Annotated in this window: 25 protein-coding genes and 2 pseudogenes; 11 read left to right on the forward strand and 16 right to left on the reverse strand. The window is 68.7% G+C overall.

The features are described 5' to 3' along the window. Positions 1-342: 342 nt before the first annotated feature. The 3 genes from ACFVYS_RS38815 to ACFVYS_RS38825 form a co-directional block, all read right to left on the reverse strand. Positions 343-618, reverse strand: a complete 276-nt coding sequence (locus ACFVYS_RS38815; RefSeq protein ID WP_389509921.1) for a GNAT family N-acetyltransferase — start codon at positions 616-618, stop codon at positions 343-345. A 70-nt stretch (positions 619-688) separates the two neighbouring features. After that, entirely contained in the window at positions 689-1,435 is a 747-nt protein-coding gene (locus ACFVYS_RS38820; RefSeq protein ID WP_389509923.1) for an SOS response-associated peptidase, read from the reverse strand. 91 nt (positions 1,436-1,526) lie between these two features. Beyond that, on the reverse strand, positions 1,527-2,102 hold the full coding sequence (locus tag ACFVYS_RS38825) for a dihydrofolate reductase family protein (RefSeq protein WP_389509925.1): 576 nt from the start codon (positions 2,100-2,102) through the stop codon (positions 1,527-1,529). A gap of 15 nt (positions 2,103-2,117) precedes the next feature. Between ACFVYS_RS38825 and ACFVYS_RS38830 the strand changes: the two genes are divergently transcribed. Further along, entirely contained in the window at positions 2,118-2,423 is a 306-nt protein-coding gene (locus tag ACFVYS_RS38830) for a hypothetical protein (protein ID WP_389509927.1), read from the forward strand. 95 nt (positions 2,424-2,518) lie between these two features. Then, entirely contained in the window at positions 2,519-2,710 is a 192-nt protein-coding gene (locus tag ACFVYS_RS38835) for a hypothetical protein (protein ID WP_389509929.1), read from the forward strand. Between the two features lie 82 nt (positions 2,711-2,792). Here the strand turns inward: ACFVYS_RS38835 and ACFVYS_RS38840 are convergent, their stop codons facing one another. Then, positions 2,793-3,647 carry a LysR family transcriptional regulator gene (locus tag ACFVYS_RS38840; protein ID WP_389509931.1) on the reverse strand — a complete coding sequence of 285 codons (855 nt, stop codon included), beginning with the start codon at positions 3,645-3,647 and terminating at the stop codon, positions 2,793-2,795. Between the two features lie 781 nt (positions 3,648-4,428). On the opposite strand from ACFVYS_RS38840, the gene ACFVYS_RS38845 reads away from it, so the two are divergent. Together ACFVYS_RS38845 and ACFVYS_RS38850 are read left to right on the forward strand one after the other, a co-directional pair. Next, a complete protein-coding gene (locus ACFVYS_RS38845; protein WP_389509933.1) occupies positions 4,429-5,229 on the forward strand; it encodes a serine/threonine protein kinase in 801 nt (266 codons plus the stop codon). Between the two features lie 11 nt (positions 5,230-5,240). Further along, positions 5,241-6,791: a serine/threonine-protein kinase gene (locus ACFVYS_RS38850; RefSeq protein WP_389509966.1), complete on the forward strand. Its 1,551-nt coding sequence runs from the start codon at positions 5,241-5,243 to the stop codon at positions 6,789-6,791. Between the two features lie 6 nt (positions 6,792-6,797). Here ACFVYS_RS38850 and ACFVYS_RS38855 read toward each other — a convergent pair whose 3' ends face one another. The 7 genes from ACFVYS_RS38855 to ACFVYS_RS38885 all read right to left on the reverse strand — a co-directional run bounded on the left by ACFVYS_RS38855 (position 6,798) and on the right by ACFVYS_RS38885 (position 12,300). Beyond that, positions 6,798-6,953 carry a hypothetical protein gene (locus tag ACFVYS_RS38855; RefSeq protein ID WP_389509935.1) on the reverse strand — a complete coding sequence of 52 codons (156 nt, stop codon included), beginning with the start codon at positions 6,951-6,953 and terminating at the stop codon, positions 6,798-6,800. 60 nt (positions 6,954-7,013) lie between these two features. Continuing rightward, the gene (locus tag ACFVYS_RS38860; protein WP_389509936.1) at positions 7,014-7,727 is read right to left on the reverse strand and encodes a M23 family metallopeptidase; all 714 of its coding nucleotides are present in this window, start codon (positions 7,725-7,727) and stop codon (positions 7,014-7,016) included. Positions 7,728-8,184: 457 nt separating this feature from the next. Beyond that, positions 8,185-8,601: a hypothetical protein gene (locus tag ACFVYS_RS38865; RefSeq protein ID WP_389509938.1), complete on the reverse strand. Its 417-nt coding sequence runs from the start codon at positions 8,599-8,601 to the stop codon at positions 8,185-8,187. A gap of 478 nt (positions 8,602-9,079) precedes the next feature. Continuing rightward, complete coding sequence (locus tag ACFVYS_RS38870; protein WP_389509940.1) at positions 9,080-9,313, reverse strand: hypothetical protein; 234 nt, start codon at positions 9,311-9,313, stop codon at positions 9,080-9,082. 67 nt (positions 9,314-9,380) lie between these two features. Continuing rightward, a complete protein-coding gene (locus ACFVYS_RS38875; protein ID WP_389509942.1) occupies positions 9,381-9,980 on the reverse strand; it encodes a hypothetical protein in 600 nt (199 codons plus the stop codon). A 597-nt stretch (positions 9,981-10,577) separates the two neighbouring features. Next, positions 10,578-10,931, reverse strand: coding sequence for a ferrous iron transport protein A (locus tag ACFVYS_RS38880; protein ID WP_389509944.1), 354 nt, complete (start codon positions 10,929-10,931; stop codon positions 10,578-10,580). 1,018 nt (positions 10,932-11,949) lie between these two features. Next, positions 11,950-12,300 (reverse strand): VOC family protein, encoded by a 351-nt coding sequence (locus ACFVYS_RS38885; protein WP_389509945.1) that lies wholly within the window; start codon positions 12,298-12,300, stop codon positions 11,950-11,952. 171 nt (positions 12,301-12,471) lie between these two features. Here ACFVYS_RS38885 and ACFVYS_RS38890 point away from each other — a divergent pair, with 171 nt between their 5' ends. Further along, a complete protein-coding gene (locus tag ACFVYS_RS38890; protein ID WP_389509947.1) occupies positions 12,472-12,909 on the forward strand; it encodes a hypothetical protein in 438 nt (145 codons plus the stop codon). A 294-nt stretch (positions 12,910-13,203) separates the two neighbouring features. On the opposite strand, the gene ACFVYS_RS38895 is transcribed toward ACFVYS_RS38890, so the two are convergent. Continuing rightward, entirely contained in the window at positions 13,204-13,344 is a 141-nt protein-coding gene (locus tag ACFVYS_RS38895) for a hypothetical protein (RefSeq protein ID WP_389509949.1), read from the reverse strand. A gap of 659 nt (positions 13,345-14,003) precedes the next feature. Between ACFVYS_RS38895 and ACFVYS_RS38900 the strand changes: the two genes are divergently transcribed. Both ACFVYS_RS38900 and ACFVYS_RS38905 read left to right on the forward strand, forming a co-directional pair. Further along, the gene (locus ACFVYS_RS38900; RefSeq protein WP_389509951.1) at positions 14,004-14,273 is read left to right on the forward strand and encodes a hypothetical protein; all 270 of its coding nucleotides are present in this window, start codon (positions 14,004-14,006) and stop codon (positions 14,271-14,273) included. Positions 14,274-14,313: 40 nt separating this feature from the next. Continuing rightward, a complete protein-coding gene (locus tag ACFVYS_RS38905) occupies positions 14,314-14,511 on the forward strand; it encodes a hypothetical protein (protein WP_389509953.1) in 198 nt (65 codons plus the stop codon). Positions 14,512-15,644: 1,133 nt separating this feature from the next. Here the strand turns inward: ACFVYS_RS38905 and ACFVYS_RS38910 are convergent. Both ACFVYS_RS38910 and ACFVYS_RS38915 read right to left on the reverse strand, forming a co-directional pair. Continuing rightward, entirely contained in the window at positions 15,645-16,397 is a 753-nt protein-coding gene (locus ACFVYS_RS38910) for a DUF2637 domain-containing protein (protein ID WP_389509955.1), read from the reverse strand. Between the two features lie 726 nt (positions 16,398-17,123). Further along, positions 17,124-18,461, reverse strand: a complete 1,338-nt coding sequence (locus ACFVYS_RS38915) for a PLP-dependent aminotransferase family protein (RefSeq protein WP_389509957.1) — start codon at positions 18,459-18,461, stop codon at positions 17,124-17,126. Between the two features lie 91 nt (positions 18,462-18,552). Here ACFVYS_RS38915 and ACFVYS_RS38920 point away from each other — a divergent pair, with 91 nt between their 5' ends. Further along, positions 18,553-19,389, forward strand: a complete 837-nt coding sequence (locus ACFVYS_RS38920) for a DJ-1/PfpI family protein (RefSeq protein ID WP_389509959.1) — start codon at positions 18,553-18,555, stop codon at positions 19,387-19,389. Here the strand turns inward: ACFVYS_RS38920 and ACFVYS_RS38925 are convergent. Continuing rightward, positions 19,386-19,610 carry a hypothetical protein gene (locus ACFVYS_RS38925; protein WP_389509968.1) on the reverse strand — a complete coding sequence of 75 codons (225 nt, stop codon included), beginning with the start codon at positions 19,608-19,610 and terminating at the stop codon, positions 19,386-19,388. The genes ACFVYS_RS38920 and ACFVYS_RS38925 overlap by 4 nt on opposite strands. Positions 19,611-19,831: 221 nt before the next feature. Here ACFVYS_RS38925 and ACFVYS_RS38930 point away from each other — a divergent pair, with 221 nt between their 5' ends. Beyond that, complete coding sequence (locus ACFVYS_RS38930; RefSeq protein WP_389509961.1) at positions 19,832-20,470, forward strand: flavin reductase family protein; 639 nt, start codon at positions 19,832-19,834, stop codon at positions 20,468-20,470. A 255-nt stretch (positions 20,471-20,725) separates the two neighbouring features. After that, a pseudogene (locus tag ACFVYS_RS38935) lies at positions 20,726-21,016 on the forward strand (transposase); the annotation flags it as partial. A gap of 314 nt (positions 21,017-21,330) precedes the next feature. On the opposite strand, the gene ACFVYS_RS38940 reads toward ACFVYS_RS38935, so the two are convergent. Then, positions 21,331-21,672 (reverse strand): DUF5713 family protein, encoded by a 342-nt coding sequence (locus ACFVYS_RS38940; RefSeq protein ID WP_389509962.1) that lies wholly within the window; start codon positions 21,670-21,672, stop codon positions 21,331-21,333. 364 nt (positions 21,673-22,036) lie between these two features. Here ACFVYS_RS38940 and ACFVYS_RS38945 point away from each other — a divergent pair. Next, positions 22,037-22,779: pseudogene (locus tag ACFVYS_RS38945) on the forward strand (Fe-S oxidoreductase); the annotation flags it as partial.

Raw genomic sequence — 22,779 nt, forward strand, 5'->3', positions numbered from 1 at the left:
GGGTTGGTCCGGCCCCGGCAGGTGGCGACACCAAGAGCATCGGGGGCCACCGGAGTCCGGCGCAACGACTGCCGCCCCTTCGGCGACGATGGAATCATCCCAGCCCACCTGACGTGCAGATATGTGAGTGCCTGGGATACGGGATCGCGGGCGGGCGACACTCCCGGCTCCCCACGCGGCTCCGTCTCCGACGGCACCCCACAGGAGCTGTGCAGTATCCGGCCCTTGCACTGCTGCGTGCCTTGCCTGGAAGGGAGTTGGGAAACGGACGTCAAGGGCCGTCATGTGGTCGCTGATCCGGCGGTGCGAAACGTCCCCGTGCCGGCTGGGGGCACCGGGTCGTCACCGGGTTTCGCTGCGCAGGCGCCTGATGTACCAGTCGAGACGGGTCCCGTCCTTACCGTGTGTGCGCTTGCCGGGAGTGAACCCCGCCCTTTCGGCGACCGCGGCAGCTGTCGCGTTCTCCGGCTCCACCCGGATCACCGCCTCCTTCCCGCCCTCGTGTGCGGCGTACCGGGAGACCAGAAGGACCGCACGGGTGGCCAGGCCGCACCCCCTCCAGGACGGACAACCGCACTTCGTGCATCCGGCGATGCTTGACGCCGGATGCTGCGTCACGCCATCGGAATCTCGACTTCGCCGAAGGTCGGCGCAGGCGTTCGAGCGGTCCAGGCCGGGTGAAGTCCCCTCACCCGATGGTGACTTCGTCGACGAGGTGAGGATTGTTGTTGCGGACGTTGTTGACCGTCATGGATACGGGACGCGCGTCGAGGTGGCCGCCCGCGGGCTGGCCGAGGAGGGCGCGCAGGTCGTCGGCGTCCTGGTGGGTGGGGTCGAGCCAGGCGTCGTAGTGGTCGGGGGTGAGGGCGAGCGGCATGCGGGGGTGGACGCGGCCGGCTGCGTCGGTGGCCTCGGTGGTGATGATGGTGCAGGTCATCAGCCAGGCGTCCGGGTCGTCGTCGTGTGGGACGGCCGGGTCGCGCCAGTATTCGTACAATCCGGCGAGGGCCATCACCTGGTCGTCCTCGGAGTGGATGAAGTACGGCTGCTTGCGGGTCTTGCCGGTGTCGGGCTCCTTGACCTGCTCCCACTCGTAAAAGCCGTCGGCGGGCAGCAGGCAGCGGCGACGCGTGAACGCGCGGCGGTAGGCGGGCTTCTCGTGCACGGTCTCCACCCGTGCGTTGATCAACCGAGAGCCGATCTTCACGTCCTTGGCCCACGACGGCACCAGCCCCCAGCGCAGCGACCGAAGCTCCCGCAGGACTCCCGTGCGGTCGTCGCTGTCGCGGGGCGCCCGCTCGAGGACGGCCCACACATTGTCGGTGGGGGCGACGTTCCAGTTCGGTGCGAGCGTCTCCTCGGGAGGCGGGTCGGAGACGTGGAAGAGGGGGGCGAGGTCCTGGGGGCTGCGGGTGGAGACGTATCGGCCGCACATGCCGCCACTGTGCCATCCGCGGCCGGGAGCCGTCACCGACCATTCGGGTCCGCTCGGCGCACCGACCAGGCCGGTGGAGTGGGCGGCGCGGCTACCGTGGGTGCACGGCGTAGGTCAGGTGCGTCACCCGCGACGACGGCTCCGAACGGACCGGCTCCGGCGCGATCCTTGACGCGTCCACGCCCTCGAACAGCCGGGTCCCGGCGCCGAGAAGTACCGGTGCCAGCGTGATCGAGAACTCGTCGACCAGGCCGGCGTTCAGGTGCTCCAGGATCGTCGCGCCGCCGCCGGCGATGCGGACATCGCGGTCGCCGGCCGCCTCGCGGGCCCGGTCGACGGCGTGCTCGATGCCGTCGTTGACGGGAGCGCCGACGGCCTCGGCAGCAGTCGCCGGTACCGAACTCGTCACCCGGTCGTAGCGAGCGCGCCGCGCGAGACTCGACGACCTCTCCTCACCGGAGCGCTTCGATGTAGGCACGATCGGATACCCCGTCAATATCCATCGGCAGAGCTGTGGTTGAGGCGCATCGCGGGCGCGATCAAGGTGTGCACGGAGCGGTTGCCCGCGTCTCGGAGCGCAAGAGCGACTATCCGGTGGTCGGTTGGTCTGAGGTACGGGGCGCAGTGGTCGGCGGACGCCGGGTCGTCGGCCGGGAAGAGCTTGCACGCCGAGGGGAACGCGATGGCTTGGTTCTGCAAGGAGGAGAAGAGCGAGGCAGAGGATGCCTGGGACGACTACGTCCGGGCGAGCAACTCGTACAGCAAGGCCCGGCGGGTGCTGTTCGAGACCGACCCACTGCCGGCGCTGCGCAAGGCGCTGAACGGCGGAGGCGACCTTTTCGCCCCGCTGCATCTGCTCAAGGACGTGGGCTGGGACCGCCCGGAGTTGGCACAAGTCGTCGTACTCGAGCTCTACGCCTGCTCCCTGGGCCTGGGACCGCCCGGCATCTTCGCCCGGCTCGTGCTGCGCCGGCTGAGCGGCTCCTGACACGCGCACGCCGAGGTCCTGCACGCCGGACACGCGTACGCCGAGGCCCTGCACGCCGGGCTGCACCGCTGACGGCCGCGACGCTGCGCGAGGAGGTGACCGACGTCTTCGCCATGCAGGCCCTGGCGATGCTGCTGGACGAGGTGGGTGCGCCCGGCCTGCTGGGACAGTGGCGTGAGGCGGCCCGCGCGTCCCCGGACGCGGACGTGCAGGAACTCGCCGAGGACTACGCGGAGGACGAGCACCCCGAGCCCCCGGCGCCCCCGCCGCGCCTCTGTAGGGACTGACGGTGAGGCGTACGCCGGACGCGATCGGCTCCCCTGGGCCGGCGTCCAGTGTCACCCGATCGCCCGCCCTCCCCCGCCGGCTTCAGGGAACGGCGCGGGCTGCCTTGCGTATGGCCGCGATGCCGGGTTCGTCGCGCCTTTCGGCGAGCCAGGCCAGGGCGGCACTGCACGGGGTGAGATCGGTGACGTCGATGTAGCGGATGCCGGGGCGGGGGAACAGGTCGCGTGCGGCTGCCGGAAGGAAGCACATCGCAGTTCCGCCGGCCACGGCGTGCAGCAGGGACTCCATGTCGGTCACCACCGGCCCGTACCGCACGGGGCTGCCGTCGGGGCGCGGGTCCACCGCCCAGAAGTCCCACCACACCCGCGGCACCTTCTCGGGCATGGCGACGACGGGTCGGCCGGCGAACTGCGCCAGGCTCGCGCTGGGCAGGGCGGCCAGCGGATCGCCGGCGGGAACGCACGCCACGCGGGGCTCGGTGGCGAGATGACGCACCTCTATGCCGTCCGGAACAGGGGGCCGCAGGAACATCACGTCTACCTCCTGCCGGACGAGAGCAGCAAGGTGGTCGGCGAAGTTCAGGTTGACGACCTGCAGTGTCATCCCCGGGTGCCGGTCCAGCAGGGTACGCAGGACGGCGCGGGTGTGCGGCATGGCAGCCTCGGCCCCGATGGTTCCCACGACGAGCTGGACCGAAATCCGGCGTGCCTGGGCGTCGGCGATCCTGCGCACCCGGGCGATGGCGTCGACCGCTGCTCGCGCCTCGGGGACCAGGGCCCGCCCGGCGACGGTGAGAGCGACCGCACGGCTCGTGCGCTCGAACAGCCTTACACCCAGGCGTTGTTCCAGGTCCCGGATCTGCTGGCTGAGCGCGGACTGCGTGATGAACAGACGGGCGGCGGCGCGCCCGAAATGGAGTTCCTCGCTGAGTACCACGAACAGACGCAGTTGGTGAACGCTCGGTTCCGCAGGCCTCTCGGATCCCGTGGCGGCTATGGCAGTTGCCCTCTTTCCTCATTCATGAGGATTACCTTATCGACACGATGGGATTCCGCATGCCTGAATCCCATGACAACGAGGGTGCCGCCGTGTGAGTGTTCTGAGCGCTGCCCTGGTCGCCGGAACTGACCCTCCCGGCTGCGCGCCGGGCACTGCCGCACCGCTCGTTGCAGGGAATCAGACGGGGGACCGACCATGACCGAGACCAGCAGGCCGCCGCAGCACCACTGCCGATCCGCGGGCACGATCCTCACCCGGAAGGGCACGCGGCGCACACCGCGCGCGGGCACGGTCTGAGGACTGCTCTGCCGCGCACCGCGAGTTCCGGGCCTGTGCCCGCTCCCCGTACGTGCCGGACGCCCGGCCGGACCGGACTGCCGTCCCCCGGGCCGATGCGGCACGCCCCCGCCTGCTCGCGGGACGCTCCGACGGCACGCACTCCCCACGCCCAACGGCCTTTCGGCAGCGCTGGGTTGACCCTTCGAACACGACTCCGCAGAGAGCGCCAACGGTCGGGAACCGGTACTGCCGCCGTCGCCTCTTAGGGGCCGGAGCGGGCTGAACGCCTTCGGCCGTCCCGGAACTTCGACGAAGCGACTACTGAAGCTCGCACCCGAGCCCCGCGCCGGCCGGGCCGAACCCCACAGCTCATGAATACCGTCCGGACAGGGGCGGATGCGCGGCCCGGTGCCAGGATTTCGAGGAGGAGAAGGAGACCATGAGCGGCGTACTGGTTCATCTGCCGTCGGACGGGAGCGCGGAGACCACGCCCGCGTCGGAGCCGGTGAGCCTTCGGCTCGGCCCGGGGGAGGTCGCCCGCTTCGGGCGCGGCTCCGCGTCCGTCCCCGTCGATCTGCGCATGGCGAATCCGGCGGTATCCCGGCTCGCCGGAGAGATCCGGGTGACGGAGGACCACTGGCAGTTGAGCAACCTCAGTACGAACCAGACCTATCTGGTGGAGAACCCTGAAGGAGCGGGGGAATACTTCAGGGTCCCGCCCCGCAGGGCCGGAGCCCCCGTGCCCTTCGAGTTCGCACGCATCGTCCTGCCCACCCGGGGTTCCGCCGTGAGTTTCCAGGTGTTCGCCCCCGACCACGTGTACCTCGGCGGAAGCGGCGTGGCGGGTCTGACGGGCACCGGGACGCTCGCCGGCTTCTCCCTGGACGAGACCTCCACGTACTTCCTCGTCCTGGTCGCGCTGTGCGAGCCGCGCCTGCGCGACGAGTCCACGGTGGCGGTGGCGACCACGCCCCAGATCGTGGAACGGCTGCGGAACCAGCCGGGCTGCGAGCGGCTGACCAACCGGGCGGTGAGCTCCCACATCGACTATCTGGCGGACGAAAAGCTGCGCATCACCGCCCCGGCGACGACCGGACCGGGTCAGGGCGTGCGACGCAACGGCAAGCGGGAGGCGGTGGCAGGACTCGCCCTGCGTTTCGGGCTCGTGCGCGAGGAGCACTTAAGACTCCTGCCGTCGAGGAGATCGTCGCTGCACCGGACGGGGGTGGCGGGAGGGTGAACAGCGAATCCATGGAGATGGTTCCACGCGGCTACCGGGTCGGTGAATGGGAGGTCACCGGCCTGATCGGAGCTGGTGGATGGGGGACGGTGTACGCGGCCAGGCGCGTCGACGATCCGAACGGCGGCGGTGACGGCGGACACGGCGGCGACAGCGGGCGCGGCGGCGACCCGAACGAGGGCGGGTCAGCCGCACCTGGGGAGACGACCCCGTCGGAGGTCGCCCTCAAGTTCCTGCCCACGGCCGGGCTCGCGCCGCGACAGGCGCGCGGGCTGGTGGAGACCGCCCGGCGCGAAACCGAGCTCAGTCGGCGCACCCGGCATCCCCGGCTGATCAGGCTGTTCGAATCCATCACGCTCGGCGAGTCCGCCGGTTCGGCCTTCGACGGGGCCGTCGTGCTCGTCATGGAGCGGGCCGAACGCAACCTGCGTGAGCGGCTGGAGGCTTCCTCTCCCTCCGGTCGGGGCGGCCCCTCGTCGACCGCTGCGCGATCCTCCGCCCCGTCCGGCGAAGTGCCGCTGTCGGCGCGAGAGGGAGCTCGGCTGCTCACCGAGGTCTGCGAAGGGCTCGCGCACCTGCACGGACTGGGCTGGGTGCACGGGGACCTCAAGCCCGACAACGTCCTGATCATGGCGGACGGATCGGCACGGCTGGCGGATTTCGGTCTCTCCGTGGAGCTGACCGGCACCCACGCCTACATCCCTCCCCTGGGCACCCCTGACTACCTGCCGCCGGAACGCTGGCAGGCGTCGCTGGGCGAACGGGGCGTACAGGTGCGGCAGAGCACCGACATCTGGGCACTGGGCGTGATGATCCACCAGGTCTTCACCGGAGGTGCCGCGCCCTTCCCCGGGGCCACGCCCGCGGCCCGCGGAGCCGCCGCCCAGGAGTACGCCGACGGACGCGCACCGCTGCGCATGGACCCGCGCGTGCCGCCCTTCTGGCGTGATCTGGCGGCCGACTGCCTCAGTCCGGCACACACCGACCGTGCCGCGCACACCGTCGAGAGCCTGCTGGGTCGTATCCGGGCCGAGCAGGAGCGGTCCGCAGCGCCCCCAGGGGCCCGGAACAGGCGCATGATCCTGGCCGCCGCCGCGCTGATCGTGGCGGCGGGCGGCCTGGGCTCCGTCGGGTGGCTCCAGTACGACGACGAGGAGCGGTCACCGGGCAGCGGCTCCGGCTCCGGCTCCGGCCGAGGCGGTGCGGCGACGCCGAGCATCGTGCCGAACGCGCGCGTCAAGGTGTACAACGCCGAGCGGTCGTGCCACCGGCCCGGTGAGCGGGACAACCTGTGCAGCCTCGGACTCGCGATCGACCCCCTGCTGCCGTACGACATCGACAACGTCGTGCTGACCAGGGTGTGGGACGGAGACGTCCTGACCGCCGACTGCCAACTCCCCCAAGGGATGCCGGTCGCCGACGAAGCGGGCACGCGTTCGGTGCAGTGGTACAGGGTGCGCCTCACGGCGGAGAAGGGCCGGACCACGGCCTGGCTGCCGGCGGTGCGGACGAAGGATCGTCCGGCGCTGGCGGAGTGCCCGGCCCGGCCCTCTCCGGGCTGACGTCGGTCAGCACAGCCGGATGTCGCGCCCCTCGTTGTCCTTCGCCTCGTCATTGCCCCAGCGCTGGAGGTAGTACGCGGAGACGTACGCGCGGCCCGAGCCGCCCGGCACCACCTGGTCGAGGTCGGTGAGCAGCCACCAGTGGTTGTAGGAGTTCCCCACGCGCACCTCGTCGCCCGCCTTCTTGCACAGGACGTAGTTGGTGCCCTTGAGTAGCTTGCCCTACACCGCGCAACGAGGGCTGGTGTCGCCGACGCAGTCGACCGCCGCGTAACCGGGGGCGTCGGCGAAGGTGTCCACCCAGAACCGCTCCGGAACAGGGTTGCCGCCGCAGGCGTTGGTGCTGGTGACTCGGGGGAACGGCCCGGAGGGGGAAAGCCGGTACTCGGTGCCCTGCAGCACCGGGTGCACCATCTCGTCCGTCTCGCCGTCGTCGTCGCCGTTGGTGTCGTACAGCTGCTCGTAGTGCAGGTGCGCCGAGGTGGTCCCGACCAGCCCGAGCCTGCCGAGCGGCGCGCCCGAGGACACCTGCTGACCCAGCCGCACGTCGATGCGGTCCAGGTGAAGGTACACCGAGAACCAGCCGCCTCCGTGATTGATCTCCAGGCCTCCAGGTTCGAAGAACTCGGTGACCGTGCCGGCGGCCGAGGCGACGACCGAAGCGCCGAGGGTCTGCCCCCCGACGCGGTACATGTCGAGCTTCTTGTCGTCGGGAGCGTGTCCCTGGTAGGTCTGCAACTGCCAGGTCTCGCCGCAGGCGAAGGGCAGCCGGAAGTCGGGCCGGGCGCCCGCGGTCGCCTGCGTCGGCGTGGCGGCCGCCGGGGCCGTCCCCGAAGCCGCCCACATCCCGAACACCGCGAGGACGGCCGCGACGACGAGGACGAACGGCCTGGGCAGCGGCGACCCGATGGCGTGTCTGCTGCGGGGTGTGCGCATGGAATCCCTCCTTGCCCGCCCGACTCGGTGCCGGGCGGTCGTTTCGTACGGTGCTCCGGGCCGGGCGGGCCCGGCCCGACCCGTCCCGGACGAGCGTCGTCAGCACTGCCGGGTGACGCCCCCGGTCGTGTGGCCCTTGAGTCACGAGGCGCGACACGTAGGGGCTTTGCCGCCCTGGACTCCGCGGAAGGTCAGGCGGACCTCGACGACGACGTCGACGCGGAGACCGTTTTCCGGGTCGGTCAGCTCGCTGTGTATGCCCGTGGCCGGGACCGGCTCGCCGGGCGTTCGGCGAGGCCGAACCGGCCGTGGCGAGGAGTAGGGCGAGTGCGCCGGAGGTCCATGCCGGGCATGGTCGACTCCATTGCCGATGAGCTGATATGAGGGCGCATCAGGTCACTGCGGCCACGGCCGGCCCCACCGGGGTGTGCGTCCCGGTGGGGCCGAGGTCGCCATGTCAGCAGCGCCGCAGGCCGTACCTGCTCGGGTCGGCGTCGAACCAGCTGGGAGTGAACACCCAGTCGGCCGGCACATAGCCCTCCCGCCCGTCGCTGCTCCAGTCGGGAACCGTGCGGTACCAGGTCGTGTTGCCGCCGCCGTGCAGTCCGCCCGGCGACCAGCAGGTGAAGTAGCTGAACGTCGACTGCAGCAGACCGGTGATGGGGCTTTCGTGGAACGGCTCCGCCCGGGTCGGCGCCGATCCACTGTTCCCGCACCACAACCGATTGTCGTGAGCGCGCACGCCGCACTCGGCCGCCGCTGCCGCCGCCGGGGCCGACGTCGCGGCCTGGGCCGAGGGAGCGGCCAGGATTCCGGCCATCGCTGCGGCCACCGTGACGGATGCCGCGGTCGCCTTGATGTGTTTCACGATCATGATTTCTCCTTCGTCGCCTACCGGCGCCTTCCGGGGCAGGGCTGTGACCAGACAGGTTCCGGCCGCCTTGTGCGCCATGCGATCGCCGTCACCGGGTCCTCGCCACCCTGGCCGGGACCAGTGCCTGGAAGGTATCCGGGGCAACACAGGGAGCGGCATCCGGAAGATTCCGGAGTGACACGCCTCCGATAACAGGCAGTCGAAGGTCATGAAGCCCGCCCGCCGGCCAGGCCCGGCCAGACCGCCATGCCGCCATGCCGCCATGCCGCCATGCCGCCATGCCGCCAGATGATCTCGCCACCCCCGTGTGACGGTCGTCGATACGCATGAAGTTCGGGTGCCGCAGGCGGGCCGGCGGCTCGGTGGTGGTGATCACGTCGGCCCGAACCTCGGCGCGGTGTCTCCGGCCGGCACCACGCCAGCGGGCCGGGCAGGCCGGCCCCGCCCCTCCCCCGCTGCCCCGGATGCGCCGGTGGGCCTACCGCCCCCCGGGTGTCCGCCACCCCCGCAGAGCGGCGGACACCCGGGCATGCGCCGACTCGCCGTCGTCGCTCTTCAGCAGCAGGCGTACCCGCCCGGCGAACCGTTGCACCGCGACGATCGACACGGTGGCCTCGACGTGCTCACCTGCCCGGATCTGCGTCAGCGGCTTGAGAGAGACACGCGAGACCGAGGACTCGACTCGCCCTTGCAGGCGACCAAGTCCAGGCACGGGCTCTCCCTCAAAACTGCTTCCGGATGGTCTGTCAGGGTTGTGCCGCGCAAAGGGGCACCGGTGCTCACTGGTCGAGGTCGGGCCAAGTCGCCACCAGGGCTTGCCGATCTGGAAAGCGGGGACCGGGGACCATCTCCTGGGTCGCCCTACCGTTGAGCCAGCACACTTGCTCGGGGCCACCGTCGCCGGTGTCGAACAGGCAGCACACTCCGCCGCTGGCTGCGGTGAGTCCGGTGAACACCTCCCTGACACGGGCCGATTGCGCGAACAAGCGGCTCATCGCCGACGTCGCTGCCCAGAACTCCACCGATGCGTAACGAGGGCTCAGCAAGGACTCGAACCGGACCGTCAGGTAGACATAGCCGATCTTCACTCGCCCTTCCGCGTCGGCTTCATGGCCGTGTACCTCTCCGTACTCGCGCACCGCGTCATCAGCGCCGAACATGATGGACGTGTCGAGTTCAAGCGTGCTGCCTGTGGAGCAGTCGAGCGGCTCGCTCATGAAGTGGGACGTGAACGGAAGGGTGAGCCGGTCCCCGCCGGGCAGCGTGAGCTCAAGCGGCGGTACGTCACGGGTCGGTGGCGCCAGCTCGGCCAGATTGGCCAGTGCCCTGGCGACGTTCCGGGGACGCAAGTAGATGTCGTAGCCGTAGGTCAGCCCCATTTTCCCCCCTCTGCTACGCCGAAGGTCACCTTCTCATGACCCACCCCCGAGGAGCCTGTCGGTTTCGACCGCTCACACACTGGCCCCGGATGGGCTGCGGTGATTCCGAGCCCGATGGGGAAGGGCGGCCATGAGACGAGGGCCAAGCTGGAGACCATGAACAGCAGGCCAGCGTCCGCGCGGTGGCGATACTCGACGGCGGCACGGTTTCGAGCTCGAGGAGACGGCCCGCGATCGAGGACGTGCAGGGCGCGTTGAGCGGCGTCGGACGGCCTATCGGACTCCACGGGCTGGGCGGGGGCCAGGATTGGCGGCAGCGGCCGAAGTGGATGCGCAGGCCGCCGCGCAGAAAGGGCCCTTCGGCCTTCAGCGGGTGCTCGGCGAAGTGACCCTGCAAGCATCACCGCCCACCACCCACTGATCGGCGACACCACGACGGGTGCCCAGGTGCTCGGCGAGCATCTCGCCGCCCGCGCCCGCCCCCGCCATCAAGCACGGGCGGGCGACCATCCGGCCGTGACGGACAGCCCGCCCGCTCCGGTGAACAGAGGAGCAGGGCCAGCCGCGGTTCCGGGCGGGCGGGCCTTGCGGGTGTCCCTACGCTTGGGGCTCTTGCTCGGTCCGTAGGTAACGACCCCAAATCTGGGCCTTGCGGTAGGGACCGGCCCCGTCGCAGTCGTACTGCGGTGCGTCAAAGGTGACCCAGTACAGCAGCTCGCCGCTGAGCGACTGGGCATGTTCGTTGGGTTCGGGTGCACCCAGGGCATCGATCGTTCCAGCAAACTCGAGCTGCCAAGGTCCATCCCACTCCTGGTCGCGAATGACCGTGACGCGGCTGCCCGGTGCCAGTGCACCCATCGGCCATGTCGGCCTCAAGGGGCGGCCGAGGATGTGCTCTATCGCCTGGCGGTCGTCTACGTCCGCAGGAACAGGGCCGGAGCTTTCTGACATGCCGCCCACCCTGCCCGCATCGCTTCAGGAGCGCCAGAAGATAAAAAGAGACAAGCTCAGCGGCGACGTCGCCCGTGGCCTGGCAGGCCGGCCAGGATCGCGTAGACGCTGGAACCGCCGCTGCCGGTGACCGGCTTCGCCCACCCCCGGGCCGGCGCGGCGGGCACCATGCGCAACAGCCCGTCCACGACGGGACGGGGAGCGGCAGGAGCCGCTATCGGCTCTCCGGACAGGGGGCACCGCTCCCCCTCCGGCATGGAGTGCTGGGCAAGAGTGTCCTTGTGCGTGATCCGGGCCCACGTACCGCACGCGCACTCATAGCTGTTCTGAAGCTCCGGGCCCGTCAGGACCACTTCCCCGGACTTCGGGCAAATGCCGGGGCACCCCGGCGCCGAGTGCTCATACAGGTGGCCGTTGCGCAGACTCGCCTTGGTCGAGGCCCCGCACTCAGGGCAGACACACACCTTCGTTGGTGCAAGACCACGCCTCGGCATGCGGTCACCCCTCCCTCGGTACGGCCCACTACTCTCCCTGCCAACTCACTGCAGACAGCGGGCCGTTAGGTTCTCCCCCGCCCGAATGCCGCCCACACCTGAGAACGGCGACGTCGGTCCGGAACAGCGCCCGTGTCTGGTGGGCCGAGCATCCTGGACAACGTGGACGCGTACCGGGAGCGGGCTGCTCCTCGAGGCGGGGGCGCCTAGGGTCGAGCCTCTGCCCCATGCCAGTGCTGAACCGGGCGAGGATGACAGTGGTGGGGTGGCACGGCAGGACAACGAACACGGGCGGCCGATCCACCTGGAGCTGTGCCCGGCGTCCGACACCGGCGCCCCCCGACCGCCCGGCGGCCGGCCTTCTCGTCCAGTGGTTCGCCGACTGCGGCGGCCACGACAAGAGCCGCGTCCATGAGGGCGCATACCTGCTGGTGAGTCGGTCGCGACGCCTTCCCCTGCAACGACTGAGTTCGTTGACACAGCATCTGAGCGTGGCGCGATGGGCCGAGTTGAGTGCTGTGGGGTCACAGGCTGTGCGCGATGGGGTGCAGCGGTTCGTAGAGCGGAAGTTCGGCGCCGCTGGGGAGCCGGATAGCGGTCAGTTTGCCCCAGCGTTGTTCGCTGACCGGGCGGGTGATCTCAACGCCCTTGGCGCGGAACTCGCCGAGCTGGGAATCAAGGTCGTCACACATCAGGTAGAACTCGTGCTGGGGCGGGCCATCGGTCGGGTGCACGGCGACTTCGGCCGGGGGCAGCTTGAAGATGAGCCAGCCGCCACCCGCGTCGACGCCGGGAAAGTCGAGGACGTCACGGATGAAGGCGCGGTCCGCCTCGGCGTCCTGGCTGTAGAGGATGACATGCGCGCCGCTGATCATGGCTGGCTCCGGTCGATCGACGTGCTGACGGTCGTGTCCCCGGCATCCTGGCACGCCAAGGCCAAGAAGATCTTCGACTGGGTTCGATGACACGGCGACTGAGAAAGTCAACGGACAGCACTGAAGGGTGTTGCACAAGTTTGCATTTAGGCAGGTCAAGGCCTGTGACCATTGTCCGACAGCCCCACCCGGGGCCCGGGCGCCGGAACCTGGGAAGTCGGCTCCGCCGAAGGCAAGACCGCCGGCACGCCCGTCGCCAGCGGCGACCTCATCACCCTGCGCAACCTCTACCAGGCCGGCAGCTACCTGGACACCAACGAGGTCGCCTCTGCGGACCAGAAGAAGGCCGGCGCCAAGTACGACGTTCACACCGCCAAGACCGCCGACCGCGGCACCGCCGAGTGGCGGATCTTCGGCCTGACCTCCACCCCGCAGGACACCCACCTCCACATCGGGGACGTCGTCCACCTGTGGAACACCTACGCCGGCAACGGCGGCTTCCTGGTGACCAACGGCCACGGACCCGCCGGCGGCATGTACGACGTGTGCACCAACGCCTACTTCAACCGCACCGGCAACGTCGCCGACTGGGGCATCTCCCGTGCCTGAAGCCAGGCATCAGCAACGCCGCACACCGCCGTGAGCCATCCACCGCCCTGCCCGCGCTGTCCCGCCCTGGACCTGACGGCCCAAGGCGGCGAGCAGTAACGAGCGAGGCGGCACCGGCACCAGGCGTGCTGCACCGCAGAAGCCACGGGCGGCACCACGCGGCCGGTCGCCCAATAGCCTCCCAGCGGCCGTCCAACCCAGGAATAGCGCAGGGTCGGAACACTGCCTCCTCCCCTCGCCGTCGAGGCCGGGCAGTCGAGTTCGTTGACCCGAAGGACCCTGACACGATGCGTGTCAGCGTCTGTCCCGCTTGCGCCTCGCGGTCCGGTTGGCGATCAGCAGCCAGGCGTACAGCGCGACCAGGCCGGCCGCCACCATGATGCGCACCGCACTGTCGCCATCAATCAGCCGCCACACCAGCAAAGCGATGCTCAAGCAGAGCAGCGGCCAGAAAACCCATGGGGTCCACCGGTTACCTGCCTTGGCCCATGACGGCACTGCGTGCGGATCGGAGCGTTGCCTCATAGATCCTCTCCCTCCTGTCCATCGACTGCCCGCGACCGCTGCCATGCAACATCCTTCTTGCGTACAGAGGTTGAGCGATTCGGGGGGCGGGGAGGGTCCTCGGGTCGGCTTCGGGAAGTTACCTGAGCCAGGAGCTCCACTCGGACCCTCACCTACTCCCGCCAGTTAGCCGGTCTCACCCGTCGTTCACGGCATGACAGGCGAACCGGGTGTTCGGGTTGGGACAAGACACCACATCCGGACCGTCCACCTCGCGCCGATTCCCTTCTGATTACGCTCTGCTGCCGCGTCTTCGCGGAGCTTCCGTTCGGGGAACAGTCACCGTGACTGTTCCCCGAACTTGCTCAAAGCTCTCACTTCGCGCTTACCGCCGCGACCAGGTGAGACGAGGTTCAGGAGCAGGCACTGAAGCCCGGTCCGACGTCGTGGCAGAGTCACCAGTGCCGACGACCGCGCACTCGCCAATCCGATCTGATGCGGCGTCTATCCAGGTGAACTCCGGCGCCCGCCTGGGAGAACCGGTCTTCCCGCACTATCTGCTCCAGAGGGCTGGCCGCTACAACCCGGGTGTGATCAAGAAACTGTCCCGCATGACCGCCGTGCTCGCTCTCGCGCTGCTGTCCCCCGCCGCGCCGGCCACCGCCGCGCCCGCACTTCCAGTCGTAGGTCCGGCCATCGCCGGGTCGACCCCGGCAACCGCTCAGGATGTTCCGCTGTTCCAGGCTTTGGAGTGGATCGGTGAGGCGCCGGAGAGCCGAGACGGCTACAGCCGCGGGCAGTTCAAGCACCGGAACAGGGGCCTCGACCTCGGCGACGGCTGTGACACCCGCCGGGAGTGATCCTGTCCGAGGCGAAGCTCGCCCCGGAAGTCGGCGCGAGGTGGCACTGTCGGGCGGGCGCTGGTTCTCCGAGGACGACCAGGTGTGGGTGACCGCGGCGTCTTCCCTCGACGTCGACCACATGGTCCCCCTCACCGAAGCCTGGGACTCCAGCGCCCCCGCGTGGACCCCCGCCCGGCGCGAGGCCTACGCCAACGACCAAGGAGCCCCCCACCTCACTGATCGCGGTCTCGGGTAGCTCCAACCGCTCCAAGAGCGACAAGGACCCCGCCGACAGGCTCCCCGTCAACACCTACTGCTGCGAGTACGCCGACGCCTGGACCGCCACCGAACTGCGCTGGCAGCTGCCCGCCGACCCGGCCGAACACGACGCCCTGACCCACCTCGCCGCAGCCCGCCCCGACACCACCGTCACCTACGAGCAAGTACAGATGTAGGCCCGGAACACGCCAGCGGCGGGCCGCCCATGGACGGGGGCGGCGCGCAGGATGCCGGTCATGCCGCCTCACCGGTGCGTGGTCGGCACGGCCTTGGTCCGGGCGGGTCAGTCGCGGCCGCCGCGGCGGTGACGCTGCTTGGTGTGACCTTTCTGCACACCCGTCGTTGGGCACCGCGACGCGTACATCTCCCCCTGGACGCGTGCGGCAGACGAGGGGCCCGAACCCTGCCCGGCCCGGGCCCCTCGGATGCCTCGCAGGGGCAGGGATAGAGCCGGTGGCCGAGGCAGCCTGGGTGCAGGAACGGGGCCGGCAGATGTGCTGGTAGTCGGTGACGGGGTGGTGGGGCAGCCGATCGCGTTCGCACTCGCTACAGCAGAGCCGCGATTGCGCGTAATGGTGGTGGGCCGGCGCGCGGCCGGGGTGTCGCGTGCGGCCGGGGCGATGCTCGGCGTCCTCGGTGAAGTGACGGCCGCCTCGGTCCGTACCCGGCACCGGCGGTCGCGCCTGGCCACGGCCGTAGATGCGGCGCGGCGCTGGCCGGCTTGGCGGGGAGCCCTACGGGAAGCGGCAGGCGCTGCCGTGCCCCGCAGGACGGGTACGGCTACGGGACGTTCGTCCTGGCTGCGAACACGGACTGCCTGTCGAGGACGTCGACCCGGCCGCTGTTCCCGGCTTACGGCCCTTGAAGGCCGAGCGTCCCTTGCGCGCCCTCCACACCCCGGCGAGGCGCACCTCGATGCCCGGCGCTGGCTGGTCACCCTCGAAGCAGCGCTTGCCGCCCTGCCAGGCGTCACCCGTGTCCCCTCCGGCCGGCTTGAGGCCGCAGGCTCGGCTCCCGTTACCTGCTGCGGACTCCGACCACCACGGTGACCACACCCGTCCTGGTCCTGGCTGCCTACGCACAGCAGCCCAACACGGCTTACTCGGTCCGCTACTGCCTGTGGCGGCGCGTGGCCTGTCGTGGTGGCAGGGTCAGTGTGATTTGCCGGACGAGTTGCTGAAAGCATGCGAGAGATGCGAGGGCAGGCAGGGCAGCTCCAGCAATTCCGGTGAAGGTCTTATCTGCCTGTGCTACGCACAGCATTACCGCGACGGAGGAGAAGAGCAGAACGATGAACCACGAGTGCACCGCTCGGCGTTGATGCAGGGCAGTGCGCAGGATGGACAGAGACGCCACCATCCAGGGGCCGTACACGAGAAGAGGCCAGGAGGGGGCGATGTCGGCACCTGTTCCGGACGTGATGTTCTGCAGCGGCTTGTAGGCCACCATGCCGCCGAAAACGCTCACCATCGCCACGATGACGGCGACGAGGGCGACGAGGGCGAAGCTGCCGGTCTGCAACCACTTGAGGCGGGCTTTTCGAACTTGCATCTTGCGATGCCCGGCAGAAGAGCGTCGGGGAGGCGGTAGCTGAGCACCCAGGCTCTCCAGCGGGTCGCTGAAGTCGACATCGGATGGATGCTCCCTGCGAAGTGGCGGCACCCTTGCCGATTGCTCCGCAGGAACAGCTTCCTGCAGGAGATTGGCAAGCTCCTCGACCGGGTCCCAGCCCCCCGGGTGCGGTGCAGTGTAGGGAACCCCTGCGTGGACGCTGTCGTCAGGCCCCCCGTTCCAGCCATAGGAGTACGCATCGGAGTACCACTCACGCTGCGCCGATGGAGGATTCACATAGTCATGATTCATGATATTTTCTTCCGTCACGCACTGTTCGCACGACGGTCAGAGTTCGCATGACGGTCAGAGTCTTCTTGGCCGTTCCACCGAGAATTGAATTCCTCCTGAATTGCCTCCAGTAGCCCGAGAAATTCGCGTAGCAGCGGCTCGGTAATCCGGCGTTCGACCCACACGTCGTCCCCGATCGCGGCACCTTGGGCCGCAAGCACCGAGTAAGTCACCCCAGGCGTCCAAGTGAATTTCCTCCCTGTCAAGCCAGGGGCCTCAGGTACATTACCCGGCCTTGCGTTGCGTTGCGGGAGACCAGGGGGCGTTGCCTTTGTCATATCTCGCTAACGCCGCTCCTTCTCCTCCAGGTGCGCGGGCAGATGAGTGACCGCGACACCTGTATGAGTGAGTGCACCTTGATCAAGTCCTACGTATCTCACTTCGCACTTTATGGGCCGAGAGGCTTGTCCTCGGATTCACCAGAGCGGTAAATAGGATTCGCCGCCGATAGAAAGGAATGCGTGACCCCGGCGGCGCGTTCGACCGGACGCGACACCGTCCCGGACACCGTCCGCTTCGCGCTCTCCGAGGACAGGCCGGCCGGACTGCTCTTCCGCCAGTTGGTCCGTGCCGTAATTCCCTCATCGGTTCCGGGTGTCAGGCCTACCGGACCCCCATGCCTTCAGCGCTGACGCGGTTTCGTACGCAGACGTCGGTGCGGGCAAGGCTCGTCCGCTCGAGGGGAGTTCAGGCGTAGGCGTCCTCGACGGCGACTCGTCGCACGGTACGCAGCGTCGACCTGAGACTGTCCAGATCGGTCGAGCCCAGAGCGAGGCGGATCGCCTGCGGCGTGTGCGTCGAGGTGGTGAACGGCTCCGCCGTGGTGACCGAGATGTGCCGACGCGCGAGGGTGGCGGTCAGGCGATCGGCGCGTGCATCGTCGGGCAGCGGCAGCCATGTGAAGTAGGACGAGGGATGGCTGATGAGTGGTAGGCCTGCCAGCTCTTGTCTGGCGAGTGATTGGCGCGTTGTGGCGTCGTCTCGCTTCTGCGCTTCCAAGTGGTCCACCGTGCCGTCGTCGAGCCAGCGGCAGGCGATCGCGGTGGTGAGGGCGGGGGTGTTCCAGGTAGTCGCCCGGATGGCGCGTTCGAGCGAGGGCACCGCGGAAGGCGGGGCGACGACGAAGCCGACCCGCAGGCCGGTGGCGATGCTCTTGGACAGTCCCGAGACGTAGACGGTGATGTCCGGCGCGGTTGCGGCCAGAGGTGGCGGAGGGTTCTCGACCAGGTAGGCATAGGAGGCGTCTTCGATGATGAGCGAACCGTGCTGTCGAGCGATCTTGATCAGGCGGGTTCGGTCGGTTGCCGGCATGACCCAGCCCAGAGGGTTGTGCAAGGTGGGCATGGTGTAGATCGCGCGCACAGGGCGGGTCGCGCACAGCTTCTCGAGGGCATCGAGATTCGGTCCGTCGGTGGTTGTCGGTATGGGCTCCAGGTCGAGATGAAAGGCGTGCGCGAGCACCTTGAAACCGGGATAGGTGAGTGCGTCGACCGCCACGACGTCGCCGGCGTTGAGCGTGGCCATGACGGTGATGGCCAGGCCGTGCTGCGCGCCGCTGGCGATGAGGATCCGATCCGCGTCAGTGGTGATCCCTCGACACCTCAGGTGTTGTGCGATCGAGGCCCTGTCCTGGGGACGGCCTCGATGTGGTTGGTAGCGCAGCAGTGAGTCGAGATCACCGGAGGTGGCCACCTCGCGCAGGGCCTGCCGTAGGAGATCGGCTTGGCCGGGCACCGATGGATAGTTGAAGTTGAGGTCGACCGCATCCGTGGCGACGACCTGCTGATCGATGCCGTGACCGGCGGAAACCGCGATATCACGCACGAACGTGCCGCGGCCCTGTTCCCGGCTCACCAGGCCCACCGCTTCCAACTCGGCGTACACCCGGGTTGCGGTCACCACGGCGATGCCTTCGCGGGCGGCGAGCCCGCGGTGTGTCGGCAGCCGCACGCCCGCGGCGAGCCGCCCCGCCCGGATGTCGGACGCGAGAGCGTCGACCAGCTTTTTGTACCGCGAGGCTGCCATGCACCGAATTGTATCCATGACAATTCTTTGACTGTCCTGTTCGTGGGTTCATACCGTCAGGACCTACCCCACATACGGAAGGACAGCTGCCGTGCACATCGCCATCCTCACGTTCGAGGGCTACAACGAGCTCGACTCCCTGATCGCGCTCGGCGTGCTCAACCGCATCAAGACCGACGACTGGCGCGTCACCATCGCCACCCCCAGCCCCAAGGTGACGTCGATGAACGGGGTGGTTATCGAACAGATGTCCACTCTTGAGGAGGCGTGCGCCGCTGACGCCGTCGTCATCGGCAGTGGCATCGCTACCCGCGAGGTCGTCGAAGACCCGGCGATCATGAACATCCTGCGTGGGCTGAACCCCGCGCGCCAACTCATCGCGGCGCAGTGCTCCGGCGCGCTCGTGCTGGCCAAGCTCGGCCTGCTCAACGACATCCCCGCTTGCACCGACCTGATCACCAAGCCCTGGGTCGTCGCCGCCGGCGTCGAGGTGCTCAACCAGCCCTTCTACGCCAAAGGCAACATCGCCACCGCAGGCGGCTGCCTGGCCTCGCACTACCTCGCGGCCTGGATCATCGCCCGCCTTGAGGGCAACGACGCCGCCGAAAGCGCGCTGCACTACGTCGCCCCCGTCGGCGAGAAGGAGGAATACGTCGAGCGCGCCTGGCGCAACATCACCCCCTACCTTCCCGCCCCCCGCACCGGCGCGCGTCTGACCAGCCAGTCGCAAGCAGCCACCGGCCAGGAAGCCACGCCCCCCGGCAGCCTGGCCGCTCGTTCGCGGCCCGCCCACCTACCGGACTCTTGGACAGGGAGACCACGAATGAACCGAGCGACCATGATGAGCAGCAATCTGGCCAGCCTCGGCCGGATCCGACTCGACGACCTGCACTGGGAGCAGCGCAGCTCCAGCCCCAACAAGAGCTAGGGGGACTCGAAGCTCGCCGACCTGCTGATGGGCCGGCACCTGGCACGAATAGAGGCGTTGACTTCGGCTTCCAGGGTTGCCGCGAGCATCCGTCGGGCGCCCTCCCGGACGATCGCGTCGATCAAGAAGCCGTTCGGCGTGGTGCCGTCGTCGTTGACTACGCTGAGCACGGGCATGCCTTCCCGACCGGTGCTGCGAACACCGGCCCACTCGATGACCATCAGTCGATCACTCGGGAAGGTACGCCCTTCGCGTGCTCCCCTAGGAGCGTGTCCCAGTAACCGACGCCGGGCTGGTTCTGGCATCGGATGATCGTTCCCTCGCCCGAAACGCGATGCCGCATTTCCGCCAGTGCCAGTGGCTCGCTCACGAGAGAGTCAGCGAAGGCTCGTGTTCCCGATCGCGGGCCTGTCCGTCTGGCACTCCGCGAAAGGCACAGCGCATGCACGTCGTTCCCGAGCTCAAGGTCCTGTACTTCGGAACTCCGGTGGTGCTGATCAGCTCACTCAACGAAGACGGCACGGCGAATCTCGCGCCGATGTCCTCGGCGTGGTGGCTGGGCCAGTCCTGCATGCTCGGTCTCGGCAACAACGCCCAGACCACCGGGAACTTGCTGCGGGAGGGCGAGTGCGTGCTCAACCTGCCCTCGTCGGCGATGGTCGATGCTGTCGACCGGATCGCGCTCACCACCGGGAAGCAGGCCGTGCCGGACTACAAGAAGGAGCAGGGCTACCGGTACGAGCCGGAAAAGTTCTCGGCAGCCCACCTGACCGAGCAGGCATCGGACCTGGTCCGGGCCCCCAGAGCCGCGGAATGTCCGGTCCAGCTGGAGTGCAAGGTCGCCTCGGCCCATCCCTTCGGCGGCCCCGAGTCGCACGCCACCGCCTTCGAGGTCGAAGTCCTTCGCGCCCATGTCGCGGAAGACCTGGTCATCCCGGGGACGCACTACGTGGACCCGCTCGGCTGGGACCCGCTGATCATGAAGTTCTGCGAGTTCTTCGGCGGCGGCCACAACGTTCACCCGTCGAGGCTCGCCGAGGGCTGGAACATGCCGCACCAGCTCCAGTCGACGGCCGCCTGAGCAGGCATCCGGCGGCCACCCGCCTGCATCTCGTGACCATTCGTGCGAGATGATCATGGTATGCGCCACAGGGACGGGTTTTTCGATGCCGAGCCGGTCGAGCCGAAGCAGCCGCGGGCACGTCCGACGGTGGTGGACAAGCGGTTCCGGGCATGCGACCCGCACCAGGTCCTGCTGCTGCCGCCGTCACTGGACGACTGGCTGCCCGAAGACCACCTGGCCCGCTTCGTCACCGACCTGGTTGACCAGGCGCTCGACGAACAGGTCCCGCCCGCACCACGCGGGCGCATCCCCAAGAACGCCACGCTCAAGGAGCGCTTGGCCCGCAAGTTGCGGACCAAGCCCGGCCGGAAGGCAAACAGTCGTCGCAAGGCCATCGTCGAACCCGTCTTCGGACAGATCATGACCTGCCAGAACGGCCGCCAACTCCTCCTGCGCGGCGAGGAAGACGCTCGAAGAGAATTGCGCCTCCTTGCCGCCTGCCACAACCTTCGTAAGATCTTCCGGCACACCGGCACAGCAGGGACCCCCGCCCTGGCCGGCTGACCAGCCTGGCCTCCCCGGCCACATCACGAGCCCTGCCGGCCGGACACCCTGCGGGGCAGACCCCCACCGGAGCTCCACAAGCCGCGACAGGGCCGCCGCGACCGATCCGCCGACCACAGGAAGCCGACGCTTGCTCGTTACTGACCCAAGCTCCTAGCTGGATCCACAGACCTTGAGCATGGCTCGTACCAGTCATCACCAGAACTGCCATGGCAACGAGCCCAAACGCCAACAGTTCACCGACGGCCTGGCGTGCGTGCCGGTCGCAGTCCTCAACGAGCGGCCGTGACCAGCAGCCGGGTTGTCGCTGTCGCTCACCAGTCCCGGGTGACGATCAGCTCCTCCACGTCCGCATCCGTGAAGCCATAGGCCGCCGCGACAAACCAGAAGTTCTCAGCGATCTCCTCGCGCGCTACCGTCTCGATCTCACTCCCGGCCGCCTCGAACTCCGCCTGCAGCAGGTTGAACTCATCCGTCGCGGCCTGTGTGAGCACATACAGGGCCGCCAGATCCGAAGGCCGCTCAGCCTCAATCCGCTCGCACAGCCGCAGCAGAATCGCCCTGCCCTTGTCGACGACGTGATGGGGAAAGTACGTGTCCGCGTACAGCGGCTGCAGAAACGCACGTCCCGCTACCTGCTCGTTTGTGATCGACATAGCACCCCACCCCGCATAGAAGAACTGACGCGCCGATCATGCACCAGACCACTGACAAAGCGACGCCGCCCAGGTGCGCCTGGGTGCGTCGCGACCAGCCCTCTCGCAACAGGCCCTCAGCCCTCAAGCCATCCGGAGGCGGGGGGGGGCCGTCCGGCCGCGGGCGCCCGCCCGGCCTGGAGCCAACTCCCCGCGACAGAAGGCACGTTATGCGGCCGGGGACGGCGGGCCGGGCGGGCTGTTGAGCGACGCAAATCACCACACCCCCCGACTACAGCCCGGCGCGGGAAATGGGTAGTCTCAGACCGAACCACCTAAGTTACCGCTTAGTAGTTCCGTTTTCGCAGGTTCGAGGAGTCCGCCCATGCAACTCGCCGCGATCATCGTGTCGCTGGTCCTCATCGTGGTCGGTACAGCGCTGTTCGGCCGGGCCGTCCTGGCGATCTACCACTTCATACGGCTCGGCCAGCCCGTCGCCGCCCAGACCCGCACGGACCGCCCCCTCGTACGCACCCTCACCGTGGTCCGGGAGTTCGCCGGCCACAGCCGGATGAACCGCTGGGGTGTCATCGGGGTGGCGCACTGGTTCGTGGCGGTCGGCTTCTACACACTGCTGTTGACCATCGTCAACGCCACCGGCCAGCTCTTCGAGCCCGATTGGCTCCTGCCGGTCATCGGCGACTGGACCCCCTACAACGTCTTCGTCGAGTTCCTCGGCACGATGACGGCGCTGGGCATCATCACCCTGATCGCCGTCCGGCAACTGAGCCGGGCCGGCCGCGCGGGCGGCAAGTCACGCTTCGCCGGCTCCAAGACCGGCCAGGCCTACTTCGTCGAGTACGTCATCCTCACCGTGGGCGTCTGCATCGTGGTGCTGCACGCCCTGGAAGGCGCCCTGCACCACGTCGAGCACTACGAGGCCTCGTTCTTCATCTCCTACCCGCTGCTCGCCTGGTTCGAGGGAATGAGCACGCCCACCCTGCACACCCTCACCTACTTCTTCGCCGGCCTGAAGATCGGGACGTCGTTCATCTGGATGATCGTGGTCTCGCTGAACACCAACATGGGTGTGGCCTGGCACCGTTTCCTGGCGTTCCCGAACATCTG

Origin of the sequence: Streptomyces sp. NPDC058295 (genome assembly GCF_042880655.1) — a bacterium.
Lineage (GTDB): Bacteria > Actinomycetota > Actinomycetes > Streptomycetales > Streptomycetaceae > Streptomyces > Streptomyces coriariae.